Raw genomic sequence first — 18,194 nt, 5'->3', positions numbered from 1 at the left:
CAGATCAATCTTCGGAAACTTTACCGCGCAGGGATTTGACGCCCGACCGTGCTTTCTTGGCCGCCAGACGTCGCTTGACCGAACCGTAGGTGGGTTTGGTGGCGATACGGCGCTTGGGTTTAACCATAGCGCGGGTGATCAACTCGGCCAGCCGATTGCGCGCGATTTCGCGGTTGCGCGCCTGGCTGCGGGTTTCGTCGCATTGAATGATGATCGCGCCCTCTTTGGTCCAGCGTCGCCCCGCCAGACGCTTGAGCCGCGATTTGACGGGATCAGGCAAAGAAGGTGAGCGCGCCGCCTCGAACCGCAATTCGACGGCGGTGGACACCTTGTTCACGTTCTGCCCGCCGGGACCGGATGAGCGAACAAAGCTCTCGGTCATTTCCCAGTCTTGCAGGGTGATATCGTCGGTGATGCGCAACATGAGGCTGACCTTACAAGCCTGATCCAAAAACAAAAAGGGCCGCCCCGCATGGGACGGCCCTTCGAAAGCTCAGGAGGTTGGGTCGGTTAGATCAATCGACCAGCCGAAGCGAGCGCTCCGCCAAGGGCTGCCTTAACAGGCGATCCCCCCGGTTGTTCCAACACCTCTCTCCAATCCCTTTCTCGACATTGGATCACCTCCTTTCAATCTGTTTCCGTTACCCGGAATCGTGCCACGAGTTGCGCGAAACGCAAAGCACTTTTTTACGCGGGCTGGGCCGTCAGTCGCGCCACAATCACTTTGAACGGGATCAGCGCGATCAGGGCCAGCGACAGTTTTACCAGCCAATCCGCAAAGGCCAGCGATACCCATAGGGGTGCCATCGGGCCGGTCAGCATGAAGGGAACGGGTTCCCATGCCCAGCTGATTGCCGCGTCGGCGTCGGCACCAAAGATTGTGACAGAGGCCGAGAAGGCGATGGTGAAGAACAGCGCCGTATCCAGCGCTGACCCAACCAGCGTCGAGGCCAGCGGCGCACGCCACCAGCGACCGCCGCGCAGTCTGTTGAACACCGCAACATCGGTCAGCTGAGCGATCAGGAAACCGGTGCCCGACGCAACCGCGACCCGCAACGGTACGGCGGCATAGGTGAACCCGTCACCCTGCAAAATGATCTGGGTGCCGATCAGCGAGCAGATGATACCGGTGACGAAACCGGCGAATACCACCTTGCGGGCAGCCTGCACGCCGTAGACACGGTTCATGATGTCCGTGACCAGAAAGGCCACGGGGAAGGTAAAGGCACCCCAGGTCAGGAGGCCGTCCAGCAGAAGAAACTGGACCAGAATGTTCGAGGCCACAACAATGGTAGCCATGGCAATGATGCCGGGAATATAAGCGCGTTGCATTTTCAGATGCCCGTTTTGACAAGGTAGCGGCGACTTGGCCAAGGGACCGTCCCAAGGCAAGCCGCGCTTCTAGACCTTTGCTTTGGGCGAGTCAATCAGGCAGGGCATACTCGACCAGTTCAGTACGCTGCAGCGCCAGAAAATTGTCATCCGACACCATAGTGGCCCGCAAGCGGCCCTCGTCGTCGCGCCAGACAGACAAACCCTCGAGGTTGTCATGCGCACCGGTCCCAGTTTGGAACAGAACCTCTTCGGCGCTTGGGGTGTCACCGTCCAACTCCCATCGCCGCAGGCGCGAACGGAACCCGATCCAACCGACATCCCGTTCCAAAACGTAAAGCCTGCCATCCGGTCCGAAATCTGCTGCAACTGGCAGAAAGTCCCCCCGTTGCGGCAGAACGAAAGGCGTCGACCACGCCTGACCGTCCCACCGATAGACAGGGATATCACCCGTCGCTGTTCGATTTTCCTCGGGCATTGTGAAAAGGTGACCGCGTTGATCAATGGCCAACGCCTCAAGCGAGCCGTTGACCTCAAAGCCGTCAAACGCCTTGGGTCGCGGCAGAACCTGCGCTTTGGTCCCTGGCGCGGGGTAATATACCACGCGGTGGATGCCTTCGAACGAGACGAACAGAGCGCCATCGGGGGCAATGGCTATGCCTTCGGAATCCCCGGCCCGACCTGTCAGATGGCGCCCTCTGCTGGAAATAAGAGGCCAATTTTCAGTGATCTGAATGTCGGAAATTTCGTCATCGTTACGCTCGACCCGTGCGGTAATCAGTGTCGAACGATCGGTCATTCCAATCAAATGGCGGCCATCATCAGAGAGGTGGACGGCAGAAAACCCACCAAACCACTCGGCCGTGTGACGCCAAGTGAAACTGCCAAGGTGGTTGGGTGTCTTGAGATCAACTGCCCAAGCCGCCCCGGCCAGCAATACCGCGGCGATCAGTTGGATTGCAGAACTTGTGTGCATTGCTGAGGAAGATCGGCCAATCGATATTCACGCCGTTTCTTGGGCGCTGGGGCATTTGGGTCGGGTGGGGGTGGATTAAGAATGTTTTTCACCCATTGCTGCGCCTCGGCACAGCCATCCCCTTTTGGCGGAGGATCCTGATTAACGCAACCTTTAGAGCCGCGTGGGCATTTCAGACGGACATGGAAATGATAATGATGTCCCCACCAGGGCCTGATCTTGCGCAAATAGGCACGATTGCCCTTCTCGTTTTTACACATCTCAACCTTGGCGCCGGGAAAGACGAAAATTCGCGCAACACGTTTGTCCTTGGCCGCCGCACGCAGCACAGCATGGTGTTGTTTTGTCCAGTTACCGTTGACGAACGCGCCATTCGATCGGCGCAATGAAATCGACGAGATATTCTCACGCGCCTTGCGGCTTAAGCGCATGTTGTCGCCGGGCAGCATCCAGATATCGATGTCCAGACCCAGTTGATGGCTGCGGTGCCCGGATGTCATCGGCCCACCGCGCGGCTGGCTGATATCGCCGACATATAGCCCGTTCCACCCGGGCTGCTTTGCCGCGAACTTGCTGAGGTCCTGCACATAATCAATCGCCTCAGGATGTCCCCAATTGCGATTGCGTGACAGCCGCATCGCCTGCCATGTCGGTCCCGTTTCGGGCAATTGCACCGACCCTGCAGCGCATCCACGCGAATAACTGCCGAAGGCTGCCGATTTTTGCTGCGAACTTGCTTTCTGCGCCCCGAACAACTGCTTTGCCAGAGGCTGCGCCGTAGCAGTGTTCGTCAGAACAATCGCGGCCAGTATTGTCAAAAAACGTAATAAAATCATCTGCTCTGATCCCCTTCCGGTTTCACCCAGCGCATCAGTATTAGCCCCAGAATAAACAACAGAACGATGGGTGACACCCCCAGTCTTGCACTGCCGGTTACAGTTGTGGCTATTCCGATCAGCAGGGGGGCGGCAAAGGCTGTGGCACGCCCCGACAATCCATAAAGCCCAAAGCTTTCGACCGGGGCTTTGGGGTCGGTGTGACGCACCATCATCGAACGGCTGGCGGATTGAAGAATACCGCCCATACCGCCGATCAGAACCCCGCAGCCAAAGAACACCAGATCAGGCAGGCCGGACCCTTCGGGTAAAGACATGCCAAAGATCTGTGTGCGGTCCATCGACACGATGGTGATGCAAACAAAGATCAGCACCCAGATAGCCACCAAAATCACTGGCTTAGGGCCGTATTTCTTGTCCAGTTTACCGCCGACCCACGAAAACGCAGCCGCAGCCAGAACGCTGACGATACCAAAGACTCCGATCTTGATCAGGTCCCATTCCAGCACCAGTCGCGCATAAACACCGCCAAAGGTGTAAAGCCCGTTCAACGCGTCACGATAGAACATAGATGATCCAAGGTAGGTGGCCAGGCTGACCCGGTGGCGCAGATTGGAAATCGACTTGACCAACAGGCGCAGGGCGTCGCCCACATTGCCTTTTTTGTCGGTCGGCGCATCATCCCGGACCCAAAAGAAGTAGGGGATCATGAACAGAACGAACCAAACCGCCGTGAATGGCCCCACGAAACGTGTGCCCTGCTGCATTGAGGCATCCAGCCCAAACAGCGGATCCATCCCGATCAGGGTCTTGCCGTTGGCCTGCTCGACGAACAGCGCCAGCATGATCGCAAGTGAGATCAGCCCACCAAAATAGCCAAAGGCAAATCCTGACCCCGAAATCTCACCAACCTCATTTTCGTCCCCCAAATCGGGCAGCTGCGAATTGATGAAGATCAGAGCGTATTCCGCGCCAACAAAGCCCAGACCAAAGGCCGACAACATCAGCCACATATTCGACCCGTCGGGCATCGTGTACCAAAGCGCGGCGGACCCCACCGCATACATCACCGAAAACGCGAAAATCCATGGCATTCGGCGACCCGAAACATCCGCCATGGCCCCCATCAACGGTGCGCCAAAGGCGATGATCAACCCAATGATGGTCATGCAATTCGCCCACACCGTCTGCGCCCGCGCATCGGCCGCATCAGCATCCAGACCTGACGTCAGATAATACTCTGCCGCAACTCCGGCGAAGTAGGGACCAAAGACAAAGGTAACCAGCAATGTATGATACGGTTGACTGGCCCAGTCGAAAAACCACCAACCCCAAATGCGCTTGCGCTTGGAAATTTCTGCCATGACTGCCCCTGTTTATCGTTGTTTTCATAAGACGGGTCTTTGGCCTATTTCGCAAGGGTTCTGTTAGCGCACACTTGCTCTTTGCCGCGCTAGCTACTACCTCTCGCGAAACGTGACTTGGAGAATACGAATATGATGGCAATTTTCGGCCCGATCGACTTGGTATTGAGCATCGCCTATTGGTTCGTCTTGATTCAGGTCATAATGAGCTGGCTGATCAACTTTCAGGTTCTGAACCTTCACCAGCAATTCGTTGCCCAGATTTGGTACGGGTTGAATCGGATTCTGGAGCCGATTTATCGCCCTATTCGCAAAGTGCTGCCCGATCTTGGCGGCATCGATCTGACGCCACTGGTCGTGTTGATCATCATCATTTCACTGCGAAGCTACGTCCTGCCGGAACTCTTTCTGGCCCTGAGCTGAGTCTGATCCCTCTTGTTCACCGAATCTTAGTATGTGATTGTCCTGTCTTAAGAGCAGATAAACCTTAAAACAGGGCAACCCCGCACATGTTCGACGCCGCACCGATGCTGCGAGATGTCTTTGGATTCGACGACTTCCGTCCCGGGCAGGAAGAGATCGTCGATGCCGTGACCGCAGGTGAAAACGTGCTGGCGATCATGCCGACGGGCGGCGGTAAATCCCTGTGTTTCCAACTGCCTGCGTTGATGCGGGATGGCGTGACGGTGGTGATTTCCCCGCTGATCGCCCTGATGCGCGATCAGGTTCGCGGGCTGCAAGAGGCCGGCGTTGAAGCAGGTGCTTTGACCTCAGGCAACACGCCCGAAGAAACAGATGCCGTGTGGGAAGCGCTGGAGGCCGGGCGGCTCAAGCTGCTTTACATGGCCCCCGAACGTCTGGCGGCAGGGTCGGCGCTGGGGATGCTGCGCCGGATCAACGTCAGTCTGATTGCCGTGGATGAAGCCCATTGCGTCAGCCAGTGGGGCCATGATTTTCGGCCAGACTATCTGCGGATCGGAGAACTGCGCCGCACACTGGGCGTCCCCCTCGCCGCCTTCACCGCCACCGCAGATGCCGAAACGCAGGACGAGATCGTCGAGAAACTGTTCGACGGCACGCCCCCCAACAAGTTTCTACGCGGGTTCGACCGGCCCAATATCCACCTTGCCTTTGGGGCCAAGGATGGCCCCCGCAAACAGATCCTCGACTTTGCCAGTGCCCGAAAAGGGCAATCTGGCATCGTCTATTGCGGCACACGCAACAAAACCGAAGTGCTCGCGCAAGCCTTACGCGCGGAAGGTCACTCTGCCTGCCACTATCATGGCGGAATGGAGGCCGAGGATCGCCGTATCGTCGAAACCCGCTTTGCCCGCGAAGACGGGTTGATCGTGGTTGCCACCGTGGCTTTTGGCATGGGCATCGACAAACCCGACATTCGATGGGTCGCTCATGCGGACCTGCCTAAATCCATCGAGGCCTATTATCAGGAAATCGGTCGTGCGGGCCGTGACGGTGGCCCTGCCGAAACTCTGACCCTGTTTGGCCCCGACGATATCCGCCTGCGCCGCTCGCAAATCGACGAAGGGTTGGCCCCGCCAGAACGTCGCATGGCCGACCATGCACGCCTGAATTCTCTATTGGGTCTGGCCGAAGCATTGGTATGCCGCCGTCAGACTCTGTTGGGCTACTTCGGTGAACAGGCCGAACCTTGCGGCAAGTGCGATCTGTGTGACGCCCCGCCCGAAGTGTTCGATGGGACCACGCCCGTCCGCATGGCCTTGTCTGCAATCCTGCGCACCGAGGAATGGTTCGGCGCCGGCCACCTGATCGACATCCTGCTGGGCAATGAAACCGACAAGATCCGCGCGCGACGTCATGACCAACTGTCGACCTATGGGATCGGCAAAGAGTGGTCGCGCCCGCAATGGCAGGCCATCTTCCGACAGATGATGGGGCATGATCTGGTCCGCCCGGACCCCGAACGCCACGGCGCACTGCAAATGACCGAGGCTGCCAAGCCCATCCTGAAGGGTGAGGCCCGGATCAACCTGCGCAAGGACACATTGCGCAAGGCCGGACGCCGCCCGGCGGTCAAAATGATGGTGTCCGAGGAAGACGCGCCGCTGCTATCGGCCCTGAAGGCCAAACGGCGCGCTTTGGCCGAATCCGCACGGGTACCGGCCTATGTCATCTTCCCTGACCGCACGCTAATCGAAATGGCTGAGAAACGCCCCCTGTCTCTGGACGATATGGCCCGAATTGGCGGGGTCGGCGCAAAAAAGCTGGAACGTTATGGTGACACGTTTCTTGAAGTCGTCGCCGGTGAGGTTGAAGCCGTTCATCCCGCGCGCCGCAAATTGGCTGGCCGGGATCAGGGCGATATCTATGACCAGTTGCTTGAAGTGCAGTCGCAGCTGTCACGCGGTCCGGAGGGGATCGACAAGCCGCTAACCTGCTCGGCCTCGCAACTGGCCAAGGTCGCACAATTGCGGTCAGATGACCCGCGCGCAATGGAACATGTTCTGGGCGACCGCCGTCACGAAAGGTTTGGAGCCGCCTTTCTGGACGTGCTGCGACAGACGGACTAGATACGGCCCAGTACAGGCAAGGAAAGAGAGCGGATATGCTGGTAGTTATTTCCCCGGCCAAGCGGCTGGACTGGGCGGAACGGGATGTCGAAGTCACGCAGCCAGACTTTCAGGACGATGCCATCCGTCTGTCAAAAACCGCCCGAAATCTGACGTTGGGTGATCTGAAAAAGCTGATGGACCTAAGCGATGATCTCGCGCGCCTGAACCGCGACCGGTATCGCGCATTCTCAGACGCGCCCGAGGCGGATGTGACACGCCCCGCCGCGCTGGCCTTTGCGGGCGACACCTATCAGGGGCTCGAAGCTGCGTCGCTGGATGCCGAGGAGATGGCCTGGGCGCAGGATCATCTTCGCATTCTGTCCGGTCTTTACGGCGTGCTGCGCCCGCTGGATTCCATTCAGGCTTATCGGCTTGAGATGGGCAGCAAGCTAAAAACCCGCCGCGGAAAGAACCTGTATGAATATTGGCGCGATCAACTGAGCAAAGCGCTTAATGCGCAAGGTGCTGAGGTTGGATCGGACGTTCTGGTCAACTGCGCCAGCCAGGAATATTTCGGCGCAGTAGACCCTAAAGCACTGAAGCTGCGCGTTATCACCCCTGTTTTCATGGAAGACAAAGCAGGCACGCCTAAGATCGTGAGCTTTTTTGCCAAAAAAGCGCGCGGTGCGATGGCACGGTATGTCATTCAGCACAGGCTGGACGACCCCAAAGGACTGCTGGACTTTGACTCAGGTGGCTATAAATACCGCCCCGATTTATCAGAAGAAAACAAACCCGTCTTTGTGCGGCCCTATCAGGCTTGATCTAACATCGACGGGTCATAGGCGACCAGTTCGACCGTATTGCCTTCGGGGTCTTCGGTGAAAATACCGCGCCAACCGATCCATCCGAACTGTTCGACCCGGTAGGGCTGGCCAAGGTGGTCATACCATCGCATCACAGCGTCTTGTTCGTCGAATGGCAGCGACAAAGCGATGTGATGCAGGGATGACGTGCCACCCGTCACCGGTTTTTGTGACCCGGTCGGGTGCAACCCTGGTCGCGGGGCAGCGGTGTGGTGAAACAGGGCCAGAACCTGCGTGTGGCCACCATATCCGGGCGCGATTTGGAAAAAGGTGATCGCGCTGTTGTGGTCACCGCTAAGACGCTCTAACCCGATCACGTTTTCATAAAACGCGACCATGGCGGCCATATCCGCGCAGCGGATGGCAATTTCACCCAGCGCGCGGGGCTGAAATCCACGATCTTCAGACATGGGTTCAATCTAGTCAGCCTGGATTTCCTCTGCAACAACCGGGCAACAATCATCCGGCCTATGGGTCAGAACCATCTGGTGAATCGTTTGCTTTTGCAGCGGTTTGGTCAGGTAGTGATCCAGCCCGGCAGACAAGATCCCCTGATCATCACCAGCCATCGCATGAGCCGTCAGAGCGACAATGGGAACATGTCGGCCGGTCTCGATCTCGCGGCGCCGGATTTCGGCTGTGGCCTGTTTGCCGTCCATTTTAGGCATCGAGATATCCATAAAGATAAGGTCGGGGTCAAATTCCTGATACTCCTGCACCGCTTCGATCCCGTTGCCGGCAAAGCGCAGGTCGATGTTCAGATCTTTGACCATCTTCTTAAGAATCAGTTGATTGGTCCGGTTATCTTCGGCCGCCAGAACACGCATGATGCGCTGCGTTCCTTCACATGCGGGCTGGTTGAGTGCCTGGCTGATCGGTGCGGTCTCCGAAGGCGTCTCGACGCCCTTTGGATTGCCAAGCGCTTTCAGGCGGGCGTATAGCTCGGCCCTGGGGATCGGCTTTTGCAGAACGCCTTGGATCAGGTGGCGTGCGGGGTGGGCGTGAATGACACCGGGATTGGCCGACATCACGACAACCGGCAGAGCGCCCCATCCCCTGTCTTTCAGCAGGACAGCCAGCTCAAGCCCGTCCATATCAGCCAGGTCATGATCGCACAGCAGAAGGTCCACACTGTCGTCCAGCGCCGTCAGTGCCTCTCGGCCCGAGGTGCAAACGGTGACCTGCACCCCCAGCCGACCCAGCTGTTTGGACAGGATCGCGCAGTTGGCGGCCAAATCCTCGACGATCATCACATGGCGCAGGCGCCCGTCAAGATCGGGCGGGGCGGGTTGCGGGCCTTCAGCGGTCGGCAGTGAGACGCGAAATCCGAAGCAGGACCCCTGCCCCGGCTCGCTGTCCACCCAGATAGAACCGCCCATCAATGTGATCAGTCGTTTGGTAATGGCAAGGCCCAGACCGGTTCCTTCAAAGGCCCGGTTTCGCTCGTCTTCGACCTGATTGAATTCACCAAAAATGTGCCCGATGTTGTCTTCGTCGATGCCGATGCCGGTATCTTCGATCGCGACATGCACATCGCAGGATTGGGCATCCGGGTTCGGCACGCCGGTGACACGGATCAGGACATGGCCCTCGGACGTGAACTTGACCGCATTGCCGACAAGATTGGTCAAAACCTGCCGGACCCGCCCGGGATCGCCGACGAACAATGTGGGCAGGAACAGATCGTAATCCACCAATAGCGTCAGACCTTTATCGCGCACGCTGGGTTGCAGCAGCATCGCGACTTCAAGAATGCAGCGTTCAAAGTCGAACTGTTCTGGCTGCAGGGTCAGCTTGTCAGCCTCGATCTTGGAATAGTCCAGGACGTCGTTGATAATCACCAAAAGCGCCTCGCCCGAGTTGCGGATAGTGTTCAAATACAGCCGTTGTTCTTCATCCAAAGGTGTTTCGGTCAGCAATTCAGTCATGCCCACGATACCGTTCATCGGGGTTCGGATTTCATGGCTCATATTGGCCAGAAAGGCCGATTTGGCGCGGTTTGCCGCCTCGGCCCGTTCACGAGCAGAGGTCAATTCGGCCTCATGGCGCACGGATGCCGAGATGTTCAGGGCCAGACTCACCACATCGCCACCATGACCGCGCTGGTCGATTAGCTTGATGTAATGGCCGTTCCACAGCCGGATAACCTCGGGCTGTGGATGCGGCATGGCCCATCTCTGCAGCATTCTCTCACGCCAGCCGGACGTCGGCTCGGACCCAAGATCAATCAGCCCCTCGGTCGTCAGAATCTCAAGAATCCTAGGATAGGTTACACCCGGCGCAACCTCTTCCAGCCCGTCAAAGACGCTCAAGTAAGCCGCGTTTGCCCCGATCAGGCGACTTTCCTCGTCAAAGAACGCGAATCCATCCTGAATAGTTTGGATAGAATGCCACAGGCGGCGCTCGGCTACCTCGATCTTGGCGTTGGCGACCGTCAGATCGGATTTGACCTTTTCATTTTCACCCCGGACCGTTTCAACCTCGGCCTGGGTTTCGCCGATCCGCTTGGTCAATGCCATCGCATGCAGGCCCAGTTTGCGATTCGCCGCCGACAGCTCTGCCTGTTTCATTTCCAACAACCGCTCGGCCGCCAGACGTGCGCGCCGTTCCTGTGACAGTTTTCCTGCAAGACTCATCTTTGGTGTTTCCGGAACAATCTGCGTCCAGCATCCGGGCAGAGAGTGAAGAACTGTTTAAGCCGTTGCCCAATGATCGAACCTCGTGCCACTCTTGCCAAAACGGAGGTGTGATATGCAGGGTTTCTTCGGCGCTTTGTTGGCCTGTGGCGTGTTTGCCCATCCTGTGGCGGCAGGCTGCGCAACGGATGATCAGATCGATCAGTTCATCGCGGATTACCTCTCAGCTTCGCCCACACCTGCCCTTTCATCTGATGGCACAATGAATGACGCGCTGTGCACGCAAGCGCTCATAGTGTCCGCATTAGAGCCACATTTAGGGCCGGTCATCGGCTACAAGGCCGGTTTGACCAGCGCACCGGCACAAGAAAGATTTGGCGCATCCGAACCGGTTCAGGGCGTATTGTTCCGCGACATGATGCTGGATGACGGCGCGACCGTTCCATCAGACTGGGGTGCGCGACCGGTATTTGAGGCCGATCTGGTGCTAGTTGTTGGCACTGCGGATATCAATCAGGCCACGTCGCCAGAGGAGGTGCTGCAAGGCGTCTCAGCCATCCGCCCGTTTATCGAACTACCGGACCTGACCTTTGCCGAGGGTGAACCGATTACTCCGGTCACGCTGACAGCAATTGGCGTTGCTCCGAAACTGGGCGTTTTGGGAGCAGAAATCCCTGTGTCCGATCCGGCAGCTATGGTGCAGGCCTTGGCTGATATGACCGTCACCCTCCGCGCCGCAGATGACGAGATTCTGGCGCAGGTACCGGGCACAGCGGTACTGGGGCATCCGGCCAATGCCGCCCTTTGGCTGATGTCCAAAGGGATTGAATTTCAACCGGGGGACTTGATTTCCGTCGGATCATTCGGGCCGTTATTCCCGCCTGCAAAGGGTAAAGGCGGGGCATCAGTGTCTTACGACGGCTTGCCCGGCAATCCCACGGTCAGCGTGGTGTTTGACTGACCTGTCACCGTCCCTCGCGCAGCCAGCCCGCCAGAAGGAACCCGCCCGCCAGCAGCAATACAAGCCAAGGTGGCAATAGCCCGGCCTGCGTCACGTCACGTGTTTCATAGGCGTCGCGCGGGGTCAGACCGATCCATCCGCGCCCTGATGCGGGACGCCCGGCACGTACGTTGCGGATCGACGGCAAACGCTCCTCCAAACGCACTGTACCGCCGCGCAATTCTGCCGTCACAGGTTCCAGAACCTCGGCCGTTGCGATCGTACGTTCGAATTCCTTGGGTGCCGCGGGGCCAAGCCCGATGACGGTGGATTGTTCCCCTTCCTGAAGGCGATAGAGGCCGATTTCCGGCCCGAAATACTGTGCTTCGAACCGCCCCGGCGAGACCTCATCCAAGGTAATTTCGACCGTTTCGCCGTTCGGGCGGGTTACGGTTACCGGCCCGACCTCATCCCCAAGCGTCTGACGGATGATGCGCATCACCTGACCATTGGCCTCGGCCCACAAGGCCTCTTCCTCGAGCTCGGGCTCTTTCATCATCCAATGCGCCAATCGGCGCAGCAATTCCAGCTGCGGTCCGCCACCTTCGAATCCCCGGCTCCACAACCAGGCATGGTCCGAGGCCAGCAGCGCCACGCGCCCTTCGCCAACACGGTTGAGCACCAACAGGGGCCGGTCATCCACGCCCGTCATTAACACCTCACCCGTGCGGTGATTGACGTCGATCTGGCGCAGCCAAGCACCCCAGTTATCCGAGTCGCCAAGGTCCGTCGTGACCGGATGGCGATGCCCCAGGTCGGTGACCATCGGTACATAGCGTTCCTCGATCACCCGCGCAGTGGGTTGCGCAGGCAGGATCGGTGCCAAGGGTGAGCGGAAGATACTGTCGGCGCTGGCGAAATCCGGTCCGGCGGCAACAAGAACGGCACCACCCTCGTTGATATAGTTGGTGACATTGTCCAGATAGATCGCCGGCAGGATGCCGCGCCGCTTGTAGCGGTCAAAGATGATCAGGTCGAAATCGTTGATCTTTTCCAGAAACAGCTCGCGCGTCGGGAAGGCGATCAGTGACAATTCATCCACCGGCACCCCGTCCTGCTTTTCAGGGGGGCGCAGAATGGTGAAATGCACCAGATCCACAGAACTGTCGGATTTCAGCAAGTTGCGCCATGTTCGCCCGCCCGGATGCGGCTCTCCGGACACCAGCAACACGCGCAGCCGGTCGCGGACGCCGTTCATCTGGATCAGGGCGGTGTTGTTACGGTCGGTCAGTTCGCCCTCAGCCTCTGGTACGGTGAATTGAATCACGTTGCGCCCGCCGTGAGGCAGCGTGATCGGCAGCTCAACATCAACACCAATGGGAATCGTAAATTGTTCGGCTTCGGCCCCGTCGACCGAAATTTCGAGCGGCGCGGTCGAGGCCCCAGTGGGCGCTGCACCGCTATCCTCAACCCGCAGGGTCAAAGTGACGGGTTCATCAATAATGGCAAAGGCAGGCGCATTGCGGACGATCAGGCGGCGATCCCAATCCGTTGCACGCCCTGTCTGCAAAAGATGCATGGGCGCGGGCAGGTCGGGGGCCTGATCGGCATCATGCACGATGCCGTCCGACACCACCAAAATGCCCGCGATCCGCGCGCGTGGTTCTTCGGCCAACGCTTCGTTCAGGGCCGCCATGACTTGGGTGCCTTCGTCCCCGTCTCCGTCGCCTACGCGAATGCGGCGCAGTTCCGTATTGTCACGGGATTCAATCTCGGCCGCCAATTCCTTTGTGGCCTGTGCAGTCTGATCCGCCCGGTCCGAAAGGGTCTGACTGGCGCTTTCATCCTCGATCATCAGAACGATATCGGTCAGCGGCGCGCGATCTTCGATCTGATAGACCGGACCTGACAGCGCAGCGATCACAACCAGCGCCGCCAAACCGCGCAAAGCCCAGCCAGACAGACCGCGCCACAGGGCCAGAACAACCCCAGCGACAGCAATCGCCACCACGATGGCGAGAATGGGCCAAGGGATCAGCGGGTCGAAGATGACGGTTCCAGTCATTGTCCCAACCTGTCCAGCAAGGCAGGCACGTGCACCTGATCTGATTTATAGTTCCCGGTCAGCACATGCATCACCAGATTGACACCAAAGCGGTTTGCAAGCTCACGCTGCCGCTCACCCGCATACCCGCGGCCAACCGGCAGTAGTGCCTGACCGTTGCGATCAATGGCCCAGGCCGCACCCCAGTCATTGCCGCCGATCACCACTGGCGTCACGTTATCATTGAGGTTGCGGAACGGCATGCCTTCGATCTGTTCGGCATCCATGGGTGCCGCCTCGACCCAAACTTCGGTGCCCGCGTAGCGACCCGGGAAATCCTGCAAAAGGTAGAAGGCACGGGTCAGGACATGGTCACGCGGAACAGGCTCTAACGAAGGGATATTCAGCGGGGCCGCGATCTGTTGCAGCTTGCGCCCATTCGGGCTGGCGGCCCCGAAGCGGGCTACATCCGCGTCTCGCGTGTCGAATAGGATCATTCCACCCGAACGCAGGTAAGCGTTGAGCTTGGCATAAGCCTCAGCCGACGGTTGCGGCTGGTCGGGTGAGATCGGCCAATAAAGCAGCGGGAAAAACGCCAACTCGTCCCGTTCCAGATCCACGCCAATGGGTTTAGCAGGTTCTACCGAGGTTCGAAAAAACAACGTCTGAGCCAATCCGCGCATTCCTGCAGCCGCAATATCGTCAACCTGCTGATCACCCGTCAGAACATGCGCCAGAACCAATTCCTGTGTGGCGCTCAACGCGAAATCTGTACTTTCGGGCGTTTGCGCCTGTACTTCGGGCACCAGCAAAATCGCCCCCAGTGCGACAGCCGCTGCTCTGGCCAAACCAAGGCGACCGGACAACGCCAACGAGGCGATGACGTCAATCGTCAGTAACAACAATGCAAGGCTCAGCAGGATGCCCCCAATGGGTGTTTCGGTGCTGACCTCCTGGCCCTTGATCGGAACATCCGACGGCCAGACCGCTGGGCTGAGAACCGTTTCATCGGACAGAACGTTGCGTGCCAATTTCTGTTTGCCGCTTTCGTAAAGGCCGGGTCGCAGATCGGGACCGATCTGACCGGCCACAAGCTCAACACCATCGACGCCCGGTAGATTTCCGGCATCAGACAGAACACCAAAGCCATCCATAACCTGAATCGGTTCCCACGTGGTGCCTTGCAACTGTGACTCCTGCCGCGATTTCGCCGCTGATGACACCGCCAGCCGGTCCAACATTTCAACAAAAAGCCCAGACAAGGGAAGGCTGGACCATTCTGCATCTGCCGTCACATGGAACAGTACCACCTGCCCCAATCCCAACGCTTTGCGCGTCACCAAGGGCGTGCCATCCGAAAGTGAGGCAATGACCCGATCCGCCAAATTAGGGTCTGGTTGCGCCATGACCTGCGTGGTCACTGTGACATCTTCCGGTACCTTCAATCCATAAAAGGGCGAGTTTTCCGGGAAAGGTGCCAGCCCTTTGGCTTCGCCCCAACTCATCGCGCCACCGACCGAGCGTCCGCCGCTGCGCAGGCGCACCGGCAACAGGGTGTCCTCGGCATCCCGGCCAAGATCGCTGGCCGCCATCCGCGGACCAGCAAAGCGCAGCAGCAAACCGCCCTGTTCCACCCATTCGACCAGCGCCGCCTGTTCGGACCCGGCCGGTTTCGCCACATCGGCCAGCACGATCACATCTGGATTGGCGGGCAGGACTTCCAGCAATCCGCCATCGACGAAGTCCGCCGTAGGGGTCAGAACTTGCGTCAGGTAATGCAACGGCGACAACAGCTCTAACCCTTCGCGGTTCAGAGATCCGGCAATCAGGGCGACTTCGCGTCGCCGCAAGCTGTCATCGGTCAGCGTGACGGCCCCTGCCGAACGTTCACCCTGAATCTCGAACCGGGTGATGCGCGCGCGCAGTTCGGAAGGCAGCGACAGTTCTACCTGCGCCTGTGTCTCGCCGCTGGCAAACTCCATCTCGGCCGATTGCAGAACACGCATTGCACCGGCGGGGTCACGCCCCTGAGCCAGTATCGTGACGCGATCTGCCGGACCGGGTTCCGCCCGTTGCGCGGACAATTGAATGACCCCGTCCTGGTATGTAGCAGGCAGAATCGCAACCGCAGGCGACGGGGCCTGATAGACTGTCACATCACCGCGCGCGCGCAGGGCAGACAGGATCGCCTCGTGCCCCTCGTAGGTTAAGCGATCGCTGAACCAATGGGTGTCAAACCCTCCGTCCACCTGATCCATGGCAGCCAGCGCCATAACGACTTGCGCCGGGGTCGGTTGCCACGGTGTCGGGGTCAGCCCGGGTAAACGGCCGCGCCATGCTTCGGCGGCTTGAAAAACGGGGGTTTCAGGTTCGGTCAGGCGCAGGATGGCCACGGTGCGCCCCGCGCGCCCGGCCTCGGTCAGCTGCACATCGATCTGATCCAGCGTCGTTGACCAGCGGGTCGCCCCGGCCCAGCTGGCATCCAGAACCAGCAGCAACGGACCTGAACCTGCCTGATCGCGCGAGGGGTTCAGGACCGGTCCGGCCAATCCAATGATAATCGCCGCCGCCGCCAGCATGCGCAGCAACAACAGCCACCATGGGGTGCGGTCAGAAACGCTTTCGTCATCCCTCAACCCCAGCAGCAGCGTCACCGCCGGGAACAACCGACGGATCGGCGCGGGTGGCACGGCACGCAGGATTAGCCACAGGATCGGCAGGGTCAAAAGACCCATCAACACCCACGGTGCGGTAAAGCCAATTCCCGCCAAAACCGTCATCCCGTTCCCCCATCCAGCGCACGATAGAGCCACAACAGAGCTGCTTGCGCACTGTCACCGGTGTGATGCAGCCCCAGCTGCCAGCCCGTTGCGCGGCACAAATGGGTCAGCGCATCCTTGCGTTTCGCAAGTCGTTCCAGATACCGCTCGCGCAGTTCTCCGGCCTTTAGGGTTTCGTGTCGGACAGACCCGCCGACGCTTTCAAAGATCGTGCGCCCCCGGTACGGAAAGGTCTCTTCTCCGGGATCGAGAACCTGCAGGACCAAACCCCGCACCCCCCGGTCGGCGGCTTTGGTCAGGGCCAGTTCGACCTCGTCCAGCGGACCAAGGAAATCGGAAATGAAAACGGCGCGGGCATGCGGAATCATGGCGCGGTGTTCGGGTGGCGCATAGTCGCTCTCAGCATCCTCGGACCACGCTTCTGCCAGTCGGATGATCTGAGCATTACCGCGTCGCGGCGGCAGGGTCGTACCAGTCAAACCGACACGCTCACCCCCGCGCACCAGCAGGATCGCGGTTGCCAACCCCAGCAGACGAGCGCGGTCGGCCTTGGTAGGCAGGTTCTTGTGAGACGCAAACCGCATCGACGCGCCCTGATCGACCCACAGCATTACCGATTGCGCAATCTGCCACTCGCGTTCACGCACAAATTGCTGATCGCCCCTGGCAGAGCGCCGATGGTCGATCATCCGGCGGCTGTCGCCGATCTGAGCAGGGCGATATTGCCAGAAATCGTCACCAAGCCCCGCGCGGCGTCGACCGTGATCGCCCAGCAGAACCGTACCGGCCAGCTGCTCGGCCCGCGCCAAGAGCGGCGGCAGCCGGGACGCCTCGGCCTCAGATCTTTCGCGAAGGGTCAGCGCGGCATTCACGCCGCAGCCTCGGTGCGCACCAGACCGGCGGCGGTGGACTCAATCAAGTCTGCGAGGCTGTCACCGCGCGCCCGCGCCGCAAAGTTCAAGGCCATCCGGTGGCTAAGCACCGGGCGGGCCACGTCCAGCACGTCCTCGGCATTCGGCGCCAATCGCCCTTGCAGCATCGCCCGTGCACGCACCGTCATCATCAGCGCTTGTGCTGCACGGGGGCCGGGGCCCCAAGCCACGGTTTCAGCGACACGTTCAGAAACACCTGCCTCTTCAGGGCGGAAGGCGCGGACAAGATCGAGGATCAGTTCCACAACCGAGTCCCCGACCGGCATCCGGCGCAACAGGGTCTGAGCGGCCAACAGCTCTTCCTTGCTGAAAATCTCGTGCGCTTCGTCCTCTTCCACGCCAGTCGTGGCCAAAAGAATGTCGCGCTCGGTCTGTCGATCCGGATAGTCCACGTCAATCCGCACCAAAAAGCGGTCCAGCTGCGCCTCGGGCAGTGGATAGGTGCCCTCTTGTTCGATCGGGTTTTGCGTCGCCAGTACGTGGAACGGTTCACCCAGATCGCGGTCTTCCCCGGCCACAGTCACGGTACGTTCCTGCATCGCTTGTAACAGCGCCGATTGCGTTCGAGGGCTGGCGCGGTTGATTTCGTCCGCCATCAGCAACTGACAGAAGATCGGACCGGAAATAAAGCGAAAGTGGCGGCTGCCATCCTCGGCGGTGTCCAGAACCTCGGACCCCAGAATATCAGCTGGCATCAGATCGGGTGTGAACTGGATGCGGTTGCCATGCAGACCCATCACGGTCGACAGCGTTTCAACCAGCCGCGTCTTGCCAAGCCCAGGCAGGCCGATCAGCAAGGCGTGACCACCACACAGCAGCGCGGTCAGCGTCAGGTCCACGACCCTTTCCTGTCCGATAAAGCGACGGGTGATCGAGGCCTTGGCCTCTTGCAGTTTGATTTCCAGCGCTTCGATCTCGGACACGAGGTCGGCAGGTTCGGTCATGACTTTCCCTTCC

15 protein-coding genes are annotated in these 18,194 nt (G+C 59.4%); 4 read left to right on the top strand and 11 right to left on the bottom strand.

The window, feature by feature from the left end; all coding sequences use genetic code 11:
* Positions 1-4: 4 nt before the first annotated feature.
* The 5 genes from arfB to AC2FFP_RS08080 form a co-directional block, all read right to left on the bottom strand.
* Complete coding sequence (arfB, locus tag AC2FFP_RS08100; protein ID WP_496735080.1) at positions 5-424, bottom strand: alternative ribosome rescue aminoacyl-tRNA hydrolase ArfB; 420 nt, start codon at positions 422-424, stop codon at positions 5-7.
* A gap of 263 nt (positions 425-687) precedes the next feature.
* Positions 688-1,332 (bottom strand): queuosine precursor transporter, encoded by a 645-nt coding sequence (locus AC2FFP_RS08095; protein ID WP_496765641.1) that lies wholly within the window; start codon positions 1,330-1,332, stop codon positions 688-690.
* 91 nt (positions 1,333-1,423) lie between these two features.
* A complete protein-coding gene (locus AC2FFP_RS08090) occupies positions 1,424-2,308 on the bottom strand; it encodes an esterase-like activity of phytase family protein (protein WP_496765643.1) in 885 nt (294 codons plus the stop codon).
* Complete coding sequence (mepA, locus tag AC2FFP_RS08085; RefSeq protein WP_496765645.1) at positions 2,281-3,144, bottom strand: penicillin-insensitive murein endopeptidase; 864 nt, start codon at positions 3,142-3,144, stop codon at positions 2,281-2,283. The genes AC2FFP_RS08090 and mepA overlap by 28 nt, the downstream gene beginning before the upstream one ends.
* A complete protein-coding gene (locus AC2FFP_RS08080; protein WP_496765647.1) occupies positions 3,141-4,508 on the bottom strand; it encodes an MFS transporter in 1,368 nt (455 codons plus the stop codon). The genes mepA and AC2FFP_RS08080 overlap by 4 nt, the downstream gene beginning before the upstream one ends.
* A gap of 132 nt (positions 4,509-4,640) precedes the next feature.
* Between AC2FFP_RS08080 and AC2FFP_RS08075 the strand changes: the two genes are divergently transcribed.
* From AC2FFP_RS08075 to yaaA, 3 genes are all read left to right on the top strand, one after another.
* Positions 4,641-4,931, top strand: a complete 291-nt coding sequence (locus tag AC2FFP_RS08075; RefSeq protein WP_108860000.1) for a YggT family protein — start codon at positions 4,641-4,643, stop codon at positions 4,929-4,931.
* An 86-nt stretch (positions 4,932-5,017) separates the two neighbouring features.
* The gene (gene recQ / locus AC2FFP_RS08070; RefSeq protein WP_496765649.1) at positions 5,018-7,057 is read left to right on the top strand and encodes a DNA helicase RecQ; all 2,040 of its coding nucleotides are present in this window, start codon (positions 5,018-5,020) and stop codon (positions 7,055-7,057) included.
* Positions 7,058-7,092: 35 nt separating this feature from the next.
* Positions 7,093-7,863, top strand: a complete 771-nt coding sequence (yaaA, locus tag AC2FFP_RS08065) for a peroxide stress protein YaaA (RefSeq protein ID WP_496844933.1) — start codon at positions 7,093-7,095, stop codon at positions 7,861-7,863.
* Here the strand turns inward: yaaA and AC2FFP_RS08060 are convergent.
* Both AC2FFP_RS08060 and AC2FFP_RS08055 read right to left on the bottom strand, forming a co-directional pair.
* Positions 7,854-8,315, bottom strand: a complete 462-nt coding sequence (locus AC2FFP_RS08060) for a VOC family protein (protein ID WP_496782320.1) — start codon at positions 8,313-8,315, stop codon at positions 7,854-7,856. The genes yaaA and AC2FFP_RS08060 overlap by 10 nt on opposite strands.
* 9 nt (positions 8,316-8,324) lie before the next feature.
* The gene (locus tag AC2FFP_RS08055; RefSeq protein WP_496844932.1) at positions 8,325-10,541 is read right to left on the bottom strand and encodes a response regulator; all 2,217 of its coding nucleotides are present in this window, start codon (positions 10,539-10,541) and stop codon (positions 8,325-8,327) included.
* Between the two features lie 115 nt (positions 10,542-10,656).
* Here AC2FFP_RS08055 and AC2FFP_RS08050 point away from each other — a divergent pair, with 115 nt between their 5' ends.
* The gene (locus tag AC2FFP_RS08050) at positions 10,657-11,502 is read left to right on the top strand and encodes a 2-keto-4-pentenoate hydratase (RefSeq protein ID WP_496880885.1); all 846 of its coding nucleotides are present in this window, start codon (positions 10,657-10,659) and stop codon (positions 11,500-11,502) included.
* A 4-nt stretch (positions 11,503-11,506) separates the two neighbouring features.
* Here AC2FFP_RS08050 and AC2FFP_RS08045 read toward each other — a convergent pair whose 3' ends face one another.
* Genes AC2FFP_RS08045 through AC2FFP_RS08030 form a run of 4 tightly spaced genes read right to left on the bottom strand, consistent with a single transcriptional unit; the run spans position 11,507 to position 18,181 of the window.
* Positions 11,507-13,546 carry a hypothetical protein gene (locus AC2FFP_RS08045; RefSeq protein WP_496880884.1) on the bottom strand — a complete coding sequence of 680 codons (2,040 nt, stop codon included), beginning with the start codon at positions 13,544-13,546 and terminating at the stop codon, positions 11,507-11,509.
* The gene (locus tag AC2FFP_RS08040; RefSeq protein ID WP_496844927.1) at positions 13,543-16,305 is read right to left on the bottom strand and encodes a DUF4159 domain-containing protein; all 2,763 of its coding nucleotides are present in this window, start codon (positions 16,303-16,305) and stop codon (positions 13,543-13,545) included. Before AC2FFP_RS08040 ends, AC2FFP_RS08045 begins: the two co-directional genes overlap by 4 nt.
* Positions 16,302-17,177, bottom strand: a complete 876-nt coding sequence (locus AC2FFP_RS08035; protein WP_496765659.1) for a DUF58 domain-containing protein — start codon at positions 17,175-17,177, stop codon at positions 16,302-16,304. Before AC2FFP_RS08035 ends, AC2FFP_RS08040 begins: the two co-directional genes overlap by 4 nt.
* Positions 17,174-18,181: an AAA family ATPase gene (locus AC2FFP_RS08030; protein WP_496765660.1), complete on the bottom strand. Its 1,008-nt coding sequence runs from the start codon at positions 18,179-18,181 to the stop codon at positions 17,174-17,176. The genes AC2FFP_RS08035 and AC2FFP_RS08030 overlap by 4 nt, the downstream gene beginning before the upstream one ends.
* Positions 18,182-18,194 lie beyond the last annotated feature (13 nt).

This window comes from Ruegeria sp. YTSC004, from assembly GCF_059609805.1.
The sequence above is the reverse complement of the archived record's forward strand: the minus strand, read 5'-3'. Positions and strand labels throughout refer to the sequence as shown.

Coding starts and splice junctions, on each gene's coding strand:
- arfB (WP_496735080.1), bottom strand. CDS start 424: ATGTTGCGCATCACCGACGATATCACCCTGCAAGACTGGGAAATGACC.
- AC2FFP_RS08060 (WP_496782320.1), bottom strand. CDS start 8,315: ATGTCTGAAGATCGTGGATTTCAGCCCCGCGCGCTGGGTGAAATTGCC.
- AC2FFP_RS08080 (WP_496765647.1), bottom strand. CDS start 4,508: ATGGCAGAAATTTCCAAGCGCAAGCGCATTTGGGGTTGGTGGTTTTTC.
- yaaA (WP_496844933.1), top strand. CDS start 7,093: ATGCTGGTAGTTATTTCCCCGGCCAAGCGGCTGGACTGGGCGGAACGG.
- AC2FFP_RS08040 (WP_496844927.1), bottom strand. CDS start 16,305: ATGACGGTTTTGGCGGGAATTGGCTTTACCGCACCGTGGGTGTTGATG.
- AC2FFP_RS08030 (WP_496765660.1), bottom strand. CDS start 18,181: ATGACCGAACCTGCCGACCTCGTGTCCGAGATCGAAGCGCTGGAAATC.
- AC2FFP_RS08095 (WP_496765641.1), bottom strand. CDS start 1,332: ATGCAACGCGCTTATATTCCCGGCATCATTGCCATGGCTACCATTGTT.
- AC2FFP_RS08075 (WP_108860000.1), top strand. CDS start 4,641: ATGATGGCAATTTTCGGCCCGATCGACTTGGTATTGAGCATCGCCTAT.
- AC2FFP_RS08055 (WP_496844932.1), bottom strand. CDS start 10,541: ATGAGTCTTGCAGGAAAACTGTCACAGGAACGGCGCGCACGTCTGGCG.
- recQ (WP_496765649.1), top strand. CDS start 5,018: ATGTTCGACGCCGCACCGATGCTGCGAGATGTCTTTGGATTCGACGAC.
- AC2FFP_RS08045 (WP_496880884.1), bottom strand. CDS start 13,546: ATGACTGGAACCGTCATCTTCGACCCGCTGATCCCTTGGCCCATTCTC.
- AC2FFP_RS08050 (WP_496880885.1), top strand. CDS start 10,657: ATGCAGGGTTTCTTCGGCGCTTTGTTGGCCTGTGGCGTGTTTGCCCAT.
- mepA (WP_496765645.1), bottom strand. CDS start 3,144: ATGATTTTATTACGTTTTTTGACAATACTGGCCGCGATTGTTCTGACG.
- AC2FFP_RS08090 (WP_496765643.1), bottom strand. CDS start 2,308: ATGCACACAAGTTCTGCAATCCAACTGATCGCCGCGGTATTGCTGGCC.